This is a genomic window from Pandoraea aquatica, assembly GCF_902459565.1.
GTDB classification, from domain to species: Bacteria; Pseudomonadota; Gammaproteobacteria; order Burkholderiales; family Burkholderiaceae; genus Pandoraea; species Pandoraea aquatica.
Genome location: NZ_CABPSN010000001.1, coordinates 189,964 through 206,444, shown reverse-complemented (window position 1 = coordinate 206,444; position 16,481 = coordinate 189,964). Strand labels below are relative to the sequence as shown.

The window sequence follows — 16,481 nt, the reverse complement described above, 5'->3', positions numbered from 1 at the left end:
CTCCCCGAAGATGTTCTGCTACTGGTGCAACGGCTGGCTCCGCGCGAAGCTCGTGATTTCAGGCGGGTACCGGCGTCGTTTCCACCAGACGGTCGACCACGCGATCGGCGTCGATGCCGTCGGCGTTCGCGTCGTAGGACAGCACCAGACGATGGCGCAATACCGGATGCACGATCGCCCTCACGTCGTCCGGCGTCACGAAATTGCGATCCTCCAACCACGCATGCACGCGCGCGGCGCGGTCGAGCCCGATGGCCCCGCGCGGACTTGCGCCGACGTCGATCCAGCGGGAGAGCTCGGCATCGCTGGCGATCCCGTGACGCGTGCCGTTCACCAGCGCGACGATGTACGCGTCTACCGCAGGCGACACGCTGACGTCTTCGATTTCGCGTCGCGCGGCGAAGACATCTTCCTGCGACAACGTCCCGCCGGCAGACGAAGTCCGCTTCGTCTCCTTTCTGAGCAGTTGCAACATCGCCTGCTCGCTTTCAGGCGTCGGGTACGTAATGAGTATTTTTAAAAGAAAGCGATCCATTTGTGCTTCCGGCAATGGATATGTCCCTTCTTGCTCTATCGGATTCTGCGTAGCCATCACCATAAAGAGATCGGCCATTGCGTGCGTCTTTCCCGACACCGACACTTGCCTTTCCTCCATGGCCTCAAGCAATGCCGACTGCACCTTGGCGGGTGCCCGGTTAATTTCATCAGCAAGAATCAGATTGCCAAAGATCGGCCCGGGCTGAAACTGAAGGACACGTTCCGTTCCCGATTGCAGCAGCGTTTCGCCACCCGTGATATCCGATGGCAGCAGGTCCGGCGTGAATTGAATGCGACGCATCGTAACCGCCAGACGGGCCGCAATCGCTTTCACCGTGCGGGTTTTAGCAAGCCCGGGCAGGCTTTCCAGAAGGACGTGCCCGTCAGCAAGCAACGCGATCAGGATTTGACGCACCACCGTCTCCTGCCCGACAACGGCATCGCCGATATGTTTTTCGAATTCAATAATGGTATTTTTCATAATACCGATAATTTAAATTACTTTAAAAATAACTCGACAACTCACGATTCAATCAAACACCCAACAAACCTTAAGCAAACAAATGAATCGCGTCAAAGATTAATTTCCAACGGCATTAGAAATTTCAATTGAGTTTACACAAATTAGATAATAGTCTTTAAGCCACACCAGGCTGGCGATTCACTCTTTCCATTGCGATGGTGTTTGCCTAGCGCATACCCACGTATAAAGGGCCGGATACGCCAGCACGTATTGCGGGAGCTTCAGCACATGTCACGACGCAAGCGAATCGCGCAACACGACACCTCATCCGGCAAAGCACCCGCCGCATCGCCCCCGGTGCGCGGTCGCCGGACGTTCCTCCTGTGGGCAGGGGCAGCGCTTGGCGTCTCGGTCGCGGCCGGTGGTGCGATGTCCTGGGCGATGACCCGCAACGATGCTGCGAGCCCGCGCGATATCAAGGTCGTGATGGGCGACGGCGTCCGTGGCCCCGAGGGCATGGCGTGGATTCCCGGCGGTGGATTCCTGATGGGCAGCGACAGCCGCATGGCGCAGCCCAACGAGAAGCCCGCCCATCCCGCGCGCGTTCACGGCTTCTGGATGGATGCGCATCACGTCACGAACGCGCAGTTCCGTCGTTTCGTTGCGGCGACAGGCTACGTCACGACCGCCGAGCGCAAGCCGGATTGGGAGACGCTCAGGGTGCAGTTGCCGCCGGGCACGCCGCGTCCGCCCGAAAGCGCACTGGTCGCCGGAGCGATGGTGTTCGTCGGCACCGACAAGCCAGTACCGCTCCAGGACTATTCACGCTGGTGGCGTTTCGAGCCCGGTGCGGACTGGCGGCATCCGGGTGGGCCGGACACCAGCATCGCGGGCAAAGACGATCACCCCGTCGTGCAAGTCTCGTTCGAAGATGCGCAGGCCTATGCGAAGTGGGCAGGCAAGCGTCTGCCAACCGAGGCCGAATGGGAATTCGCCGCACGTGGCGGACTGGAACAAGCCACTTACGCGTGGGGCGAATCGTTCGCACCGAACGGCAAGCAGATGGCCAACGTCTGGGAAGGCGAACAGGCGCAACCGTTCCCTGTCGTCAACCCGAAGGCCGGCGGCGCCGTCGGCACGAGTCCGGTCGGCACGTTCCCTCCGAACGGATATGGCTTGTCCGATATGACGGGCAACGCCTGGCAGTGGGTCGCCGACTGGTATCGCGCCGATCAATTCCGGCGCGAAGCAGCAGCCAGCAAGCTCGCGGACAACCCGACCGGCCCGTCCGACTCATGGGATCCGGCCGATCCCGGCGTGCCCGTGCAGGCCCCCAAGCGCGTAACGCGCGGTGGCTCGTTCCTGTGTAACGAAGCGTACTGCCTGAGCTATCGCCCGAGCGCGCGACGCGGCACCGACCCCTACAACAGCATGTCGCATCTCGGCTTCCGGCTGGTGATGGACGAAAGCGCGTGGCAGGCGTCGCGCCGGGCGTCGGAGAACAAGCTAGCGTCGGTGACGTCGGGAACGCCTTCGCGCTGACGCTTCACCGCTTCACTGCTTCACGCCAACGAACTAGCACCATTACAACGATCAAGGATTGGGGGATGGAAAGACTTCGCTCGCGTTTTTGTCGGGCTGCGACCGCCGTCGTGGTGGCGCTGTCGCTTGCGGCCTGCGCAACACAGACGCCGACGCCGCCTGAGCAGCAAGCCGCCGCACCGGCATCGTCGTCTGCCCGCACGACCGACGCCCTGCCCTCGTGGCGTGACGGCGCGGCGAAGCAGACCATCGTGCGCTTCGTGGCCGATGTGACCCGCGACGGCGCACCCAGCTATGTCCCGCCGGCCGAACGCATTGCCGTGTTCGATAACGACGGCACGCTGTGGAGCGAACAACCCCTGTACTTCCAGCTTGTTTTCATGGTCGATCAGGTGAAAGCGCAGGCAGCGGCGCATCCGGAATGGAAAGACAATCCCGCATTCCGTGCGCTGATGGCCGGTGATCTGCGCGAACTGAGCGCACAGAAGAAACCCCTGTTGGAACTGCTCGCGCAGGCGAATAGCGGGATGAACGTCGACGACTACGACGCGCGCATCGAGGCATGGCTCGCCTCGGCAAAGCACCCGACGTTGCATCGCCCCTATACGTCACTGGTGTTTCAGCCGCAGCTCGAACTGCTGACGTATCTGCGGGCGAACGGCTTCAAGACTTACATCGTCTCTGGCGGCACAACGCAGTTCATGCGCGCGTGGGTCGAACGCGTGTACGGCGTGCCGCCCGAACAGGTCATCGGCACCGATGAAGGCCTCAAGTATGAAGGCCGTGACGGCCAGGGGCAGCTCATCCGTCAGCCCAAGATCGACTTCGTCGACGACGGTCCGGGCAAGCCGGTCGGCATCTACCGACGCATCGGGCGCAAGCCGATTCTCGCGTTCGGCAACTCCGACGGCGATCTGCAAATGCTTGAGTACACCACCACCGGCAAGGGCCCGCATCTGGCGCTGCTCGTGCATCACGACGACGCTGTCCGCGAATTCGCCTACGACCGTCAATCGAAAATCGGCCGGCTCGACCGCGCATGGGACGCCGCCGTCACCCGAGGCTGGACCGTCGTGAGCATGAAGGACGACTGGGCCACCGTGTTCCCGCTTCCCTCCCAATGACCTCACCGGAGACGACGATGTCATTCTCACTTAGACGAGTCTTCAGCTTTACCAGCACAGCGATGGTCGCCGTAACGGCCGCGTACGTGCTGGTTGCGCCCGGCGACGCGCCAGCGCAAAGCGGCACCAAGCCCCCGAACATCCTTGTGATCTTTGGCGACGATATCGGGCAAAGCAATATCAGCGCCTACTCCAACGGGCTGGTCGGTTATCGCACACCGAATATCGACCGGGTCGCCAAGGAAGGCATGATCTTCACCGACTACTACGCCGAAAATAGTTGTACGGCGGGACGCTCCTCGTTCATCACAGGGCAGTCGCCGCTGCGCACCGGCTTGTCGAAGGTCGGCGCACCGGGGGCTGCTGCCGGTCTGCAAAAGACCGACATCACCATCGCCGAAGCACTCAAGCCGCTCGGCTATGCGACGGCTCAGTTCGGTAAGAATCACCTCGGCGACCGCAATGAATACTTGCCGACGGCACACGGCTTCGACGAGTTCTTCGGCAACCTGTACCACCTGAACGCCGAAGAGGAACCCGAGCGCCCGTACTGGCCGAAGGACCCGAACGATCCGTTCGTCAAGAATTTCTCGCCGCGTGGCGTGATTCATAGCACGTCCGACGGCAAGGTGCAGGATAGCGGGCCGCTCAACAAGAAGCGCATGGAGACCATCGACGACGAAACCGGTGGCCGGGCAGCGGAGTTCATTCAGAAGCAGGCCAAGGCGGGCAAGCCTTTCTTCGTCTGGATGAACTTCACGCGCATGCACATCTACACGCACGTACGCCCTGAATTCAAGGGCAAGAGCGGCATGGTCGGTAACGAATACGCCGATGGTATGTGGGAGCACGATCAGGACGTGGGCAAACTGCTCAAGTTGCTCGACGATCTGAAGATTGCCGACAACACCATCGTGATTTACACCACGGACAACGGACCGAACATGTGGTCGTGGCCTGACTCGGCCATGACGCCGTTCCGCAGCGAAAAGGACTCCAACTGGGAGGGCGCGTTCCGGGTGCCTGCGATGGTTCGGTGGCCAGGGAAGATCAAGCCAGGGAGTGTGTCCAACGAGATCTTCTCGGGGCTCGACTGGTTCCCGACGCTGCTCGCCGCAGCGGGTGACGACGGCGTGAAGGATCGATTGCTCAAGGGCTGGACACCCAAGGGCAACAAAACCAAGTTCCGCAATCACCTCGACGGTTTCAATCAACTGCCGTACATCACCGGCAAAGCGCCGAAGGGCGCGCGTAACGAGTTCTATTACTTCAATGACGACGGGGAACTGGTCGCCATGCGGTACGCCGACTGGAAGGTCGTGTTCTGCGAGCAGCGCGCGCCGGGCAATCTGAACATCTGGCAGGAACCGTTCGTCTGCCTGCGATTGCCAAAGCTCTACAACCTGCGAATGGACCCATACGAACGAGCGGACATCACCTCGGCTTCGTATAACGAGTTCCTTGCCCGGAACGTCTATCTCGTGGAGAACGGCACCCTGAAGGCGGCGGCATTCCTCCAGACATTCGTCGACTATCCGCCGAGCCAGCGGCCTGCGAGCTTCAGCATCGATCAGGTGCGCAAGCAGGTCGACAAGAAGATCGATCAGTCTTTCAAGAACCGCGGACTGGAGTAAGTCCGACCGTAGACCTCGCCGTGCCGGAGTCTGAAGTCCCTCCGGCCCGGCGGGGTTGTTTCACCCGACTGACCTCCGACCTCTACTGCGCGCCATGACCGATCTGCTGGCCTCTCCGTCGATTCCTGCGCCTCGCGGCCGCCGCAAGGGTGCATCGCCGTCTGCGTCGCCCGCTATTGCCTTACCCGCTTCCCCCGATTCCCCTGCTGCCACCACCTTTCCGACAAACACGTCTGCGCCCTCGCTTGCATGGCCCGCGTTGTTGCTCGTCCTCTCGGGGGCGTCGGCGCTCGTCTTCCAGATGGTATGGATCCGGCAGCTCTCGCTCGTCGTGGGCGTCGAAGTCCATGCCGTGTCCATCGCGATCAGCGCCTTCTTCGGCGGCCTCGCGTTCGGCGGCTGGTACTTTGGACGGCGCGCCGACGGCGTCGCCAACCCGATGCGGCTCTACGCCGCGCTCGAAGCTGCCGTGGCCCTGACGGCTATCGTCAGCACCCTGATCCTCGCGCGCGCCGCAGCGCCCTTCGCCTGGCTCGAAGCCCATGTGGGGCTCGCCGCGTGGGCGTTGCCGTTCGTGCTTGTCGGCATGCCCGCCGTCTTCATGGGCGGCACACTTCCGGTGCTCATGCGCTCGCGTGGCGCAATCGATGGCTACATCGGGCATGCGGGGGCGCGTCTGTACGCCGCCAATACCATCGGCGCAGTCGTCGGCGTGCTGGCGGTACCGTTCTGGCTGATTCCGTCGTTCGGCATGCAAGGCACAGCGAGTGCTGCGGCCGGGCTGAACGTTCTTTTGGCGCTGGCAGCGGTCGTGGCGTCGCGACGCACGTCTGCGACGATGCCGGTGGCATCGGCGCGCGTTGAAAGTCCTGCGGACACAGTCGAAGCTACCGCATCGTCTGCACGTCATCGGGGCACGCTGGCGCTCTGGTTGTACGCCGTCGCCGGTGGTGTCGCACTCGGCTACGAAGTCATGTGGTCGCAAGCCATCGTGCAATTCGTGAGCACCCGCGCGTTTGCTTTTGCCATCGTGCTCGCCACCTATCTCTGCGGGCTGACGCTCGGTAGCGCCCTTGTGGCGCGACGCGTAGAGCGTTCCCGCGATCCGTGGGGCGTATTCGCGCTGCTGATCGCGGGTGCGGGCGTAGTCGCCGCTGTCACGCTGTACGGGCTCGGCGACTGGATTTTCGTCGCTCAGGGCAAGCTCGCGAGCATGGTCTATGCGACGACGCAAAGCGCCACACTCGCGATGTGCGCACGCTTTTTCGTGGCTGGTTTGGGTATCGTCTTCCTGCCAACGCTGCTGCTCGGCGCAGCCTTTCCCTACGTATTGCGTCTGGCGGTGGACGCAGGTTACGTCGGTCAGGGCGTCGGCCGTGTCGTCGCGCTCAACACGGCGGGCGGCATCGTCGGCTCGCTCGCGACGGGCTTCTGGCTGGTCCCGTCGTTCGGTCTGGTGCGAACGCTCGGCGTGCTCGCGGGCATTGCGTGTGTGGTGGCACTGGTCGCCGTCTGGCGCGGTGCAGGTGTCGGGAACGTCGCGCGTGGGGCCGTTATCGGACTCGCTGTGCTGCTGGGCAGCGCCACCGTCGCCACGCCACCGCAGCGGCTCGCGACCTTGCTGACCGACGCACGCGGTGGCGAGCTGACGTTCTATGAAGAAGGCCGGGGGGCGACGGTCGCCGTGCTACGTCAGTCAACCGGTTCGAACCGGTTCGAGCGTCTCTATATACAAGGCGTATCGAATTCGGGTGACGCCATGACGTCGCTGCGCTACATGCGGCTTCAGGCGCTGCTACCGCTCATCGTCGCCAAGACACAGCCGCAAAGCGCGCTGGTCATCGGCCTCGGCACAGGCATAACAGCCGGTGCCCTGCTCCAATATCCGGGGCTCACGCACCGCGTGACGGCAGAACTCCTGCCTGCGGTGGTCAAGGCGTCGTCCCACTTCAAAGGCAACTACGGTGTGGCCGACGACAAGCGCATGGACATTCGCGTGCGTGACGGCCGTCGCGAACTGCTGCGCAGTACGGATCGCTACGATCTCATCACGCTGGAACCGCCGCCGCCGAGCGCTGCGGGGGTCGCTAACCTTTACTCCACCGACTTCTACAAGCTTGCATCGTCACGCCTGAACGACGGAGGCGTTGTCGCGCAATGGCTGCCGCTGCCTACGCAGAACGAAGCCGAAACGAAGGCGCTCATCGCCAGTTTCATTGCCGTCTTCCCGCACGCCAGCCTCTGGACGACCGAACTGCACGAAATGCTGCTCGTCGGCGGCCAATCACCGCTGGTACTCGACGCCGCCTCGATTCGCCAGCGCTTCGCGCAGCCGGGCGTGGCGCAATCGCTTCGGGAAGTCGGCATCGATTCGCCGGGGGCGCTACTGGCGACATGGATGACGGATCGCTCGGGACTCGCGTACTACGTGGAAGATGCCGCACCGGTGACCGACGACCATCCGCGCATCGAATACGCGCCGTGGGTCGGACGTCAGGCCTTCGCCCCGACGCTGCGCAACCTGCTGGCACTGCAAAGCGAACCGCCTGTGACCGGCACCGACGAGGCGCTCACCGCCGAGATCGCCCGGTCGCGACAGGCGTTGCTGGCGTTTTACGGTGCGTCGCTGGCCGCCCTCGACGGTGACCGCAACACCTGGGCACGCCAGTTGGGGACCGCACTACAACTGGAGGCCGATAACCCGTACTTCCGCTGGTTCGCAGGACAACGCCAGGACACCGACAGCCGTTCCCGCCCATGACACTCGACGCTAACAACATGCTGCCATCGCGCCTCTTGCCTGCTTCGTCGACTAAAAACACGTCCGCCGTGCGTGACCGGCGATGCCGGAAACCACTGGCGTTCGCCGCGACACTTTTCGCGCTTGCTGCCACGACACCGCACGCTAACGCCACAGAAGGTGCCCTCGGGCGTCCTGTCAGCGGCACCGGGGTGCAGCCGAATGCTGGGGTCGTCTCACCGGAGCCGATCTGGGCAGTCAATATCGCGGAAATCTATTTCGACGGGAACATCGGCGGCAGCCGTCAGGCACCAATTGCCGGCACGACGTCGCTGGGGCTGAACGGCGAACTGTCGTTCACGCTCGCCACGCTGATGAAGACGTGGAAGACAGACACGGGCGCGTGGAACTTCGCGTCGAGCTTCACGCTGCCTTATCTTTGGACCAAAACAACGGCGACGCTGAGCGGCGGACGTGGCAACTCGCTCGGGACGTCGCAGACGGCGTCGAATCTGTTCGACATCACCTTCACCCCGATCATCGCCGGTTACCACTTCTCGCAGACCGATCACATGTCGTTCTCGGTCGCAATCTGGGCACCGACCGGCCGTTACGATCCCAATGCGCTGGCGAACCCGAGCCTGAACAACTGGACGTTCATTCCTCAGGTCGCCTACACGAAGTTCATGCCGTCCTACGGCCTGGAATTCGACGTCATCGCAGGCGTGCAGTTTTATACCCGCAACACGGCGACCAACTACCAGAACGCCCCACTCTTCACGCTCGACGTCATGGGCCTGAAGAAGTTTTCGAACGGACTGGGGGTCGGGCTGGTCATGGGGACGACCCAGCAGTTGGGCAGCGACAGCGGCCCGACCGCCGATCAGCTCAATGGCTTCCGGGGGCATGACTTCGCATTGGGGCCGATCGTCACCTACGACACCAAGATCGACGGCAAGCACCCGTTGTCGTTTTCGGCACGCTGGGTGCCGACGATCACTGCCACGAACCGTCTCAAGAGCACGAAGACGTTCATGGCGACGGCGACGCTGATTTTCTGAACGCTACCAGTACGCGCAGGCTTCACCGTCACCGCCCCATCGCGCAGACGGTGAAGCCAAACCGGCTTACAGTGTGACAACTTCCAGAATCGCGTCGGCGAACGCCTTCGGGGCTTCCTGCGGCAGGTTGTGACCGATGCCGCCGCCGATATCGCGGTGCTGATACTTGCCGGTGAACTTCTTCGCGTAGGCGGCCGGTGCCGGATGCGGCGCGCCGTTGGCATCGCCTTCCATCGTGATCGTGGGTACGGTGATCGCAGGTGCCGTCGCCAGACGCTTTTCCAGTGCATCGAACCGCGCCTCGCCTTGTGCGAGACCCAGACGCCAGCGGTAGTTATGGATCACGATATCCACGTGATCGGGGTTGTGGAACGCAGCAGCCGAGCGCGCGTACGTTGCGTCGTCGAACTGCCACTTCGGCGATGCCAGTTGCCAGATCAGCTTGTTGAACGCGTCGGTATTGGCGGCGTAGCCCTTCGCACCACGCTCGGTCGCGAAGTAGAACTGATACCACCATTGCAGTTCGGCTTGCGGCGGCAGCGGCACGGCATTGCCCGCCTGACTGCCGATCAGATAGCCGCTCACGGAGACCATCGCCTTCACGCGTTCGGGCCAGAGCGCCGCGACGATGTTCGCCGTGCGTGCGCCCCAGTCGTAGCCGCCGAGAATGGCCTGATCGATCTTCAACGCGTCCATCAGGGCGATGATGTCGGCCGCCACCACGGCTTGTTGACCGTTACGCGGGGCGCTGGCCGAGAGCAGACGCGTCGTGCCATAACCCCGCAGGTACGGCACGATCACGCGATAACCGGCGGCGGCCAGCAGCGGCGCGACGTCAACATAGCTGTAAATGTCGTACGGCCAGCCGTGCAGCAGGATGACGACCTTGCCATTTTTCGGTCCGGCTTCGGCGTAACCGACGTTCAGGTCGCCCGCGTCGATCTGACGAATCGCTTCGAACGACGTGTGTCCACCGACCGCGCCGGATGCACCGGTCGAAGATGCCGCGTTAGCCAGTTGCGACAGCCCCAGTTCGGCGAGCGTGACGCCTGCGAGCGTGGTGCCAAGAAGACGACGACGGCGAAGATTGACCGGATCCGACATGACTGATGACCTCTCTGAGTGATATTCCGGCGGCTGCCGGGGGTAGCTCCTGCATCACACCTGCGGTGCGTGCCGAGCGCTTACCCGTAGTTATATCGGGGAGTTCATCGTCGTTTATGTCCGAATGTATCTGGCCGGACAAGTGACACATACGGATTCAAAAAACTGCGTTTTCGGGGGTGGATCGGGGCGACGGAACCGCGCTCTGGCCGTCCCGTCGCCCTCAAACCTCACGCCTTACTTGACGCTGGCGACCGCGTCGAGAATCACCTTCGCCACATCGGCCGGACGCGACTGCTGCGGCACGTGGCTCGTCGGCAGCTCCGTCACCTTCGCACCGATCGTGCGTGCCATGATGCGCTGGGCTTCCGGGTTGATCATGCGGTCGTTCTGGCTGATCACAAACCACGACGGCTTCTGGTGCCACGACGCGACCGTGATCTTGTCGCCGAACGCCGAACCCTTGATCGGGCCTTGCGTCGCGGCCATCACACGGGCTTGCTTGGCGGGCACGTCCTGCGCGAAGTACTTGGCGACGTCCGCCGGCGGCAGGCTCAGCCACCCGCTGGCGTCGGCCACGATGTGATCGATGCCCGGCGCCTTGGGCAGGTCTTTCGAGAGCGTTTCGACCGACTGACCGGCGTCCGGCGCGAAGGCGGACACGTAGACGAGGCTGGCGACCTTGTCGTCCTTACCGGCTTCGGTGATGACTGCGCCGCCCCACGAATGGCCGACGAGCACGACCTTACCCGGTTGATTGTCGATGGCGCGCGTGGCGGCTGCGACGTCACCGGAGAGCGAGTCAAGCGGGTTCTGCACTGCCGTCACGTGGACACCCTTGTCCTGAAGGATGCCGACGACCTTGGCCCAGTCGGAACCGTCGGCGAACGCGCCGTGCACGATCACGACGGACGGTGCGGCGTCGCGGGCGGCGGCCGCAGGCGCGGCGTGTGCGGAAACGGCAGCGCCCAGCAGACCGGCGCTAAGCAACATGGTGGCGAGAGTAGAATGGCGTTTCATCGAAATCTCCTTGATTCGGGAAAACGAGCCACGAGGTTGGCTCGACTGGTTGCCAGTGTCGTCGTCTCGCGCTCGTGCCGGTATCGGACGATCGACCGATAGAGACGCCCGTTGACCGATAGTGCCCCCTTCCTTGCGCCCCTCATCCACGTTCACCATGTCATCGAGCACCGCCGGCCTCACCGACGCGATTCTTGCACTCGCCTTCATCGGCGATCTCAGCATGGGCCGCTCGACCGACCACTCACGCCGCGCCGCCTGCCTTGCAGGCTGGCTCGCGCAGGAATGCGGTGCCGATCTCGATGCGCAGAATCATGCCCGCGCGACAGCACTGCTGCGCTGGTCCGGCTGCACGGCGAACGCCGGTGGCTTTGCCGAGTTGCTGGGCGACGACGTTGCCGCGCGAGAGGCCATGATGGCGCAGACACTGCCGCCGCTCTCCGCACAAACGCAATCGCTCATCGTGCCGTTGGCCCTGATTCACTGCGAAGTGTCGGGTGACGTCGCCGCGACGATGGGCATGCCGTCGCGCGTGGTCGAGGCGCTGCGCAACGTCTTCGAGCGCTTCGACGGGAAAGGCATGCCCGCCGGGCGCGATGGCGATGCGATTCCCGAGACGGTGTTCTTCGTCAACGTTGCCAGCGATCTCGAAATTCTGGCGCGCGCCCACGGACGCGAAAGCGCCCTCGCCTTCCTGCGCAGTCAGTCGGACACCAAATATCCCGCGCGGCTGGTGGACGCGGCCTTGCGTCAGGCGAACCGTTGGCTGGATGCGCTGGACGCCGCCGATCCCGACAGCAGCACATGGCAACTCGCCGAGTCCGATCGTCAGGTCGACGTGCCGCTCTCGCTGCTTGCGGATGTCACGGAACTCAAGCTCCCATGGCTCGCAGGATTCTCGCGTCGCACGGCCGACCTGGCGTCGCGCACGGCGCAAAGCCTGGCGCTCGACGTAGACGATCAGACGCAATTGCACTCGGCGGCCCTGTTGCACGGCATCGGTCGCGCTGCCTTGCCGAACCGGCTTTGGGAGACGGACGGCAAACTGTCCGCCGATCAATGGGAGAAGGTGCGCCTCGTACCGTACTGGAGCGCGCGTGCCGCCAAACAGATCGACGGACTACGGCAAGTGGCCGACCTTGCGTCCTACGCCTATGAGCGGCTGGACGGCAGCGGGTACTTCCGTGGCGTGGAGGGTTCGACGCTGACGACACCGCAACGTGTGCTCGCCACGTCGGTCGCGTTCGAAGCATTGCTGGCGACGCGTCCGTGGCGGCCGCCCCATTCGTTCGACGAGGCGTCGGCCCTGATCGAACGCGAAGCCGCCGCCGGAAAGTTCGACGCGGAAATCGTGGCGGCGGTCGTCGCGACGTCGCAGGGGCAAACGGTACGCCCGCGCGCGACGCCATCGGGCACCGCCTCGCTGCTCTCGCCGCGTGAGATCGACGTACTGCGTCAAATCAGCGCAGGGCTGAGCAACAAGGAAGCCGCCCGTGCGCTGGCCCTGAGTCCAAGCACCGTGCGCACCCACGTCGAGAGCATCTTCCGCAAGCTGGATTGTTCGACGCGTGCGGCCGCGACCCTCAAGGCACTCACGGCAGGCATGATCTGACGCCTCGCGTGATAGCATTCCGGCTTTAGCGCCCCAGCCCACCGCAATCTACGGCCCTTCGACGCATGACATCGTCTTCCCGCAAACGTCTCACTGCATGGCTCGGCCTCGCCGCCATGTGGCTGGCGATTTGCATGCCGATCGTCAGTCAGGGGCTCGCTGCGCATCGGGCCGGACAGACGCATTTGCTGGACGCCGCGTTCTGCACGGTCGACGGTGCAACGCACGCGTCGTCCGTCATGACAATGACGGCGATGGTCCATGGTCACGACAGCGACGCAACGCACGGCGCAGGCATGTCACATGCCGCGCATGAGAATCAGGGCGACCTTTGCGGCTACTGTTCGCTGCTCGCCAATCATCCGCCGCTCGTCATGCCCGCCCTCGCCGGTGCGATCTCGTTCGCATGGATCGCACGCGCCGGACCGGTTGCAAAGGCCGTCCCGTCGAACACTCAGTTCGCCTACACGCCGCCTGCGCGTGCCCCGCCTGCCATTTCCTGATCTCGCGTTCAGTCCGATGCCTCGCCACGTCCGGTGACGGTGTCGCTCTTCATTCGCGCCCAATGCCTGTCTGACGTTTGCGCCAGCGGCATGCGCGCGCCGCTGCCATGCAGTGGCGACACGAGACGGAATCGTCGCAACATGCAGACCTCTCATCCGCCGTACTCCCAGACGCCTCACACGCGTGAAGCGCAACCGACGGCCGCCGCCGGTCAATACCGCACCCTCTGGCGCTGGCACTTCTATGCCGGTCTCTTCGTGATGCCCTGGCTCATGGTGCTCGCCATCACCGGCACGATTTACGTCTTCCAGCCGCAGATCGAATCGTGGCTTTATCACGATCGGCTGACCGTCGCGGCGTCCAGCGAGCCACGTCTGGCCGAGCAGACGCTGATGGAGCGCGCAGCGGCGGCGCTGCCCTCAGGGGCGAAAATCAGCTCCGTCGAAGTCAATCGCGATCCGACGCGCAGCGCAGAATTCATCTTCCGTCTGCCCAGTGGCGAGCGCGAGAGCGTCTATCTGAATCCGTACACCGGTGCCGTGCTCGGCACACTCAGCGTCGAGCACCGGCTGATGGCGCAGGCACGCGCGCTGCATCGCTCGCTCATGCTGGGCAAGCCCGGCGAGTTGCTCATGGAGCTGGCGGGCTGCTGGACGCTTGTCATGCTCGTGACCGGCCTCGCGCTCTGGTGGCCGCGTGCCGGGGCAACGTGGGCGAATGCGCTGCGTCCGCGTTTGCAGTTGCGCGGGCGGCCGCTGCTGCGCAATCTGCACGGTGTCGCGGGCCTGTGGCTGGCCGTCGGCGGGCTGGCGTTCGTGCTGTCGGGGCTACCGTGGTCCGGCTCGTGGGGCGCACAGTTCAAGGTGCTGACGTCGAAGATCGGCATGGGCTCGCCGCCCGGCGTCTGGGGCGAAGCACCGGTGCGCTCACAAGTGCCGGTAAAGCCCATGAAGATGGACGATCTGCCCATCGCCCAGATTCCGTGGGCCGTGGGTAACACGCAGGTCCCGCAGTCCACGCCGCCTGCCAGTGCCGATGGCATGGCCGGAATGCCGGGGATGGCCGGGACGGCGAACATGCCGGGCATGAACCACGCGGCGCAGGACACCAAGGGACAGGCCGACGAACATGCTGCCCACAACGGGCACAGCGCTTCGGGTGACGCAGGTCTGTCGCCCGCCGGGTTGCGCGCAGAAGGTGCGTTGCCCGTCGATGCCGTGATGGCCATTGCCTCGCGTATGGGGGCGCAAAGCGGTTACAGCCTCGTCGTACCGAAGCGCCCGGACGGCGTCTACACCGTGTCGTACTTCCCCGCCGACCCGAAGGCCGAGCGCACGATTCACATCGATCAGTACAGCGGCCGCGTGCTTCGCGACATCGATTACAACGCTTACGGTGCCGTCGCACAGGCGGTCTCATACGGCACCGCGCTGCACATGGGCCGGTACTTCGGCGTTGCCAATCAATGGCTGTGCGCGGCGATTTCGATGGGCCTGTTCGCCATGGCGGTGACGGGCGCGATCATGTGGTGGATGCGACGCCCCGCATTCACGCTCGGAACGCTCGGTGCGCCGTCGCGCCCGCAGACGCGTCCGCCGATGCGCGGATGGACCGCAGGTATGGTGGCGCTCGGCTGCGTCTTCCCGCTCATGGGCGCGACGATGGCGCTCGTCTGGGCCGGCGACCGGGCGGTGTTCGGACGACGGTCGGGGGCGTAGTCCCCTTCGGCGACGCCCGCGCGAGGTCGCGGGTGTCGCTCAGATCGATGGCGACTCTTCGGGTCGCGTGCCGACATAGGCGGCACGCGGACGAATCAGTTGTGTGCTCTCGCGCTGCTCGCGGGCGTGCGCGATCCAGCCGATGGTGCGCCCGAGCGCGAAGAGACCGAACGCGGCCCCGACCGGCAACTCAAGATGACGGCGCACCGCCACGAGCGCGAAATCGAGCGACGGGCGCTGGCCGATCAGCGCGTCGGCCGAGTCAATCATGGTTTGCCACGCGGGATTCGCAGGTAACACCCGCGCGAGCATCGCACTCGCCCGCACATCCCCCGCCGGATAGAGATGATGGCCGAAGCCGGGCAACTTCTCCCCCCGCGCCAATCGCTCGCGCATACGCGCGGCGGTATCGATCTCACCGACTTCGTCCCACATCGCTTCATTGCGTGCGGTGGTGCCACCATGACGGCCGCCGGTCAGCGCGGAAAGCCCCGCGACGATGGCCGCCCGCAAGCTCGCGCCGGTCGATGCCACGCAGCGCGCCGTGAAGCTCGATGCGTTCAGCTCATGGTCCGCGCATAACACCAGCGCCATGCGGATGAGGTCAGCACCTTCAGCCTCTTTCACGCCCCACGCGGCGGCACATTGTTCGTGGATCGGCGCGTGGCTAGGCAGTGTGCCCAGCAAGCAAGCCGTCATCGTACGCAGCAACGCGGCGCTGCCCTGCGCAACACGCACGGGATCGCGTTGCCAGATCGCGGTGGACGCGTCGTCGCTCGCAACGGTGAAGGCAGGCAGCAATGCGTCTTCGGCCCGCCGGTCGCGATACCGTTCAAGCAACATCACCGGCCAGTCGGCGGTGAGGTGTTCGATGGAGGCGGTTGCGTCGTCGCCGAATGCAGACGCCTCGTCGCACTGCCACAACCACGCCGCCGTGGCTTCGACGGAGGCCGTCTGCGCCATCTGCAACGCGTCGCGTCCCCGGTAATAGCACCGTCCGTCTTCGATCAACGTGATGGAAGACTCCAGTACCGGCATGCCCCAGTCGAGCGCGGCCTTGACCACCTCCTTCGGCTTGCGGCCGCGCGTGCGTTGCGTCGCCAGACGCTCCACATCCGATGCGCGATAGCGACGGTCGCGATGCGTCTTGCCGGGCTCGGCGTGCAGCAGGCCACGACTGACGTACGCGTAGAGGGTCTGGAGCGACACGCCGAGATGCTCGGCGGCTTGTTTCGCAGTGAAGTATTGCATCGTCGAAACCGGTGGATGACCAACAGATTGATTAAGTTAATCAATATTGACAATAAAATCCATCGGCTTAAGCTTCAATGCGCCGGCAGTCTTGCATCGCGACTCATTGCGATGCCACGTATCGAATCGTTCGAGGACTTCCCATGCGTTCCCCTGTTTCAGAGACTTCCC

13 protein-coding genes are annotated in these 16,481 nt (G+C 64.0%); 8 read left to right on the top strand and 5 right to left on the bottom strand.

All coding sequences use genetic code 11. The annotated features are described in order from the left end of the window. Nucleotides 1-58: 58 nt before the first annotated feature. Nucleotides 59-1,018, bottom strand: coding sequence for an AAA family ATPase (locus tag PAQ31011_RS00760; protein ID WP_150574034.1), 960 nt, complete (start codon nucleotides 1,016-1,018; stop codon nucleotides 59-61). Between the two features lie 270 nt (nucleotides 1,019-1,288). On the opposite strand from PAQ31011_RS00760, the gene PAQ31011_RS00755 reads away from it, so the two are divergent. The 5 genes from PAQ31011_RS00755 to PAQ31011_RS00735 all read left to right on the top strand — a co-directional run bounded on the left by PAQ31011_RS00755 (nucleotide 1,289) and on the right by PAQ31011_RS00735 (nucleotide 9,101). After that, complete coding sequence (locus tag PAQ31011_RS00755) at nucleotides 1,289-2,542, top strand: formylglycine-generating enzyme family protein (protein ID WP_425495070.1); 1,254 nt, start codon at nucleotides 1,289-1,291, stop codon at nucleotides 2,540-2,542. A 65-nt stretch (nucleotides 2,543-2,607) separates the two neighbouring features. Continuing rightward, complete coding sequence (locus PAQ31011_RS00750) at nucleotides 2,608-3,666, top strand: HAD family hydrolase (protein ID WP_150574033.1); 1,059 nt, start codon at nucleotides 2,608-2,610, stop codon at nucleotides 3,664-3,666. Between the two features lie 62 nt (nucleotides 3,667-3,728). After that, complete coding sequence (locus tag PAQ31011_RS00745; protein WP_150574822.1) at nucleotides 3,729-5,300, top strand: arylsulfatase; 1,572 nt, start codon at nucleotides 3,729-3,731, stop codon at nucleotides 5,298-5,300. Between the two features lie 94 nt (nucleotides 5,301-5,394). Next, nucleotides 5,395-8,061 (top strand): fused MFS/spermidine synthase, encoded by a 2,667-nt coding sequence (locus PAQ31011_RS00740; RefSeq protein ID WP_150574032.1) that lies wholly within the window; start codon nucleotides 5,395-5,397, stop codon nucleotides 8,059-8,061. A gap of 17 nt (nucleotides 8,062-8,078) precedes the next feature. Next, nucleotides 8,079-9,101, top strand: coding sequence for a SphA family protein (locus tag PAQ31011_RS00735; RefSeq protein WP_150574821.1), 1,023 nt, complete (start codon nucleotides 8,079-8,081; stop codon nucleotides 9,099-9,101). Nucleotides 9,102-9,167: 66 nt separating this feature from the next. On the opposite strand, the gene PAQ31011_RS00730 is transcribed toward PAQ31011_RS00735, so the two are convergent. Beyond that, the gene (locus tag PAQ31011_RS00730) at nucleotides 9,168-10,205 is read right to left on the bottom strand and encodes an alpha/beta fold hydrolase (protein ID WP_150574031.1); all 1,038 of its coding nucleotides are present in this window, start codon (nucleotides 10,203-10,205) and stop codon (nucleotides 9,168-9,170) included. Nucleotides 10,206-10,442: 237 nt separating this feature from the next. Next, a complete protein-coding gene (locus tag PAQ31011_RS00725) occupies nucleotides 10,443-11,225 on the bottom strand; it encodes an alpha/beta fold hydrolase (RefSeq protein WP_150574030.1) in 783 nt (260 codons plus the stop codon). Between the two features lie 157 nt (nucleotides 11,226-11,382). Here PAQ31011_RS00725 and PAQ31011_RS00720 point away from each other — a divergent pair, with 157 nt between their 5' ends. Together PAQ31011_RS00720 and PAQ31011_RS00715 are read left to right on the top strand one after the other, a co-directional pair. Then, on the top strand, nucleotides 11,383-12,837 hold the full coding sequence (locus PAQ31011_RS00720; protein WP_150574029.1) for an HD domain-containing phosphohydrolase: 1,455 nt from the start codon (nucleotides 11,383-11,385) through the stop codon (nucleotides 12,835-12,837). A 65-nt stretch (nucleotides 12,838-12,902) separates the two neighbouring features. Next, nucleotides 12,903-13,340 (top strand): DUF2946 domain-containing protein, encoded by a 438-nt coding sequence (locus PAQ31011_RS00715; RefSeq protein ID WP_150574028.1) that lies wholly within the window; start codon nucleotides 12,903-12,905, stop codon nucleotides 13,338-13,340. Nucleotides 13,341-13,348: 8 nt separating this feature from the next. On the opposite strand, the gene PAQ31011_RS26825 is transcribed toward PAQ31011_RS00715, so the two are convergent. Further along, nucleotides 13,349-13,483 carry a hypothetical protein gene (locus PAQ31011_RS26825; RefSeq protein ID WP_281349958.1) on the bottom strand — a complete coding sequence of 45 codons (135 nt, stop codon included), beginning with the start codon at nucleotides 13,481-13,483 and terminating at the stop codon, nucleotides 13,349-13,351. Between PAQ31011_RS26825 and PAQ31011_RS00710 the strand changes: the two genes are divergently transcribed. Next, on the top strand, nucleotides 13,482-15,059 hold the full coding sequence (locus PAQ31011_RS00710; protein ID WP_150574027.1) for a PepSY-associated TM helix domain-containing protein: 1,578 nt from the start codon (nucleotides 13,482-13,484) through the stop codon (nucleotides 15,057-15,059). The genes PAQ31011_RS26825 and PAQ31011_RS00710 overlap by 2 nt on opposite strands. A 39-nt stretch (nucleotides 15,060-15,098) precedes the next feature. Here PAQ31011_RS00710 and PAQ31011_RS00705 read toward each other — a convergent pair whose 3' ends face one another. Continuing rightward, nucleotides 15,099-16,310 carry a citrate synthase family protein gene (locus tag PAQ31011_RS00705; protein WP_150574026.1) on the bottom strand — a complete coding sequence of 404 codons (1,212 nt, stop codon included), beginning with the start codon at nucleotides 16,308-16,310 and terminating at the stop codon, nucleotides 15,099-15,101. Between the last annotated feature and the right edge of the window lie 171 nt (nucleotides 16,311-16,481).

What these genes read in the sequence shown, in the direction of transcription:
- PAQ31011_RS00760 (WP_150574034.1), bottom strand. Translation starts at nt 1,018, where the DNA reads ATGAAAAATACCATTATTGAATTCGAAAAACATATCGGCGATGCCGTT.
- PAQ31011_RS00750 (WP_150574033.1), top strand. Translation starts at nt 2,608, where the DNA reads ATGGAAAGACTTCGCTCGCGTTTTTGTCGGGCTGCGACCGCCGTCGTG.
- PAQ31011_RS00745 (WP_150574822.1), top strand. Translation starts at nt 3,729, where the DNA reads ATGGTCGCCGTAACGGCCGCGTACGTGCTGGTTGCGCCCGGCGACGCG.
- PAQ31011_RS26825 (WP_281349958.1), bottom strand. Translation starts at nt 13,483, where the DNA reads ATGTTGCGACGATTCCGTCTCGTGTCGCCACTGCATGGCAGCGGCGCG.
- PAQ31011_RS00715 (WP_150574028.1), top strand. Translation starts at nt 12,903, where the DNA reads ATGACATCGTCTTCCCGCAAACGTCTCACTGCATGGCTCGGCCTCGCC.
- PAQ31011_RS00755 (WP_425495070.1), top strand. Translation starts at nt 1,289, where the DNA reads ATGTCACGACGCAAGCGAATCGCGCAACACGACACCTCATCCGGCAAA.
- PAQ31011_RS00730 (WP_150574031.1), bottom strand. Translation starts at nt 10,205, where the DNA reads ATGTCGGATCCGGTCAATCTTCGCCGTCGTCGTCTTCTTGGCACCACG.
- PAQ31011_RS00735 (WP_150574821.1), top strand. Translation starts at nt 8,079, where the DNA reads ATGCTGCCATCGCGCCTCTTGCCTGCTTCGTCGACTAAAAACACGTCC.
- PAQ31011_RS00705 (WP_150574026.1), bottom strand. Translation starts at nt 16,310, where the DNA reads ATGCAATACTTCACTGCGAAACAAGCCGCCGAGCATCTCGGCGTGTCG.
- PAQ31011_RS00720 (WP_150574029.1), top strand. Translation starts at nt 11,383, where the DNA reads ATGTCATCGAGCACCGCCGGCCTCACCGACGCGATTCTTGCACTCGCC.
- PAQ31011_RS00710 (WP_150574027.1), top strand. Translation starts at nt 13,482, where the DNA reads ATGCAGACCTCTCATCCGCCGTACTCCCAGACGCCTCACACGCGTGAA.
- PAQ31011_RS00740 (WP_150574032.1), top strand. Translation starts at nt 5,395, where the DNA reads ATGACCGATCTGCTGGCCTCTCCGTCGATTCCTGCGCCTCGCGGCCGC.
- PAQ31011_RS00725 (WP_150574030.1), bottom strand. Translation starts at nt 11,225, where the DNA reads ATGAAACGCCATTCTACTCTCGCCACCATGTTGCTTAGCGCCGGTCTG.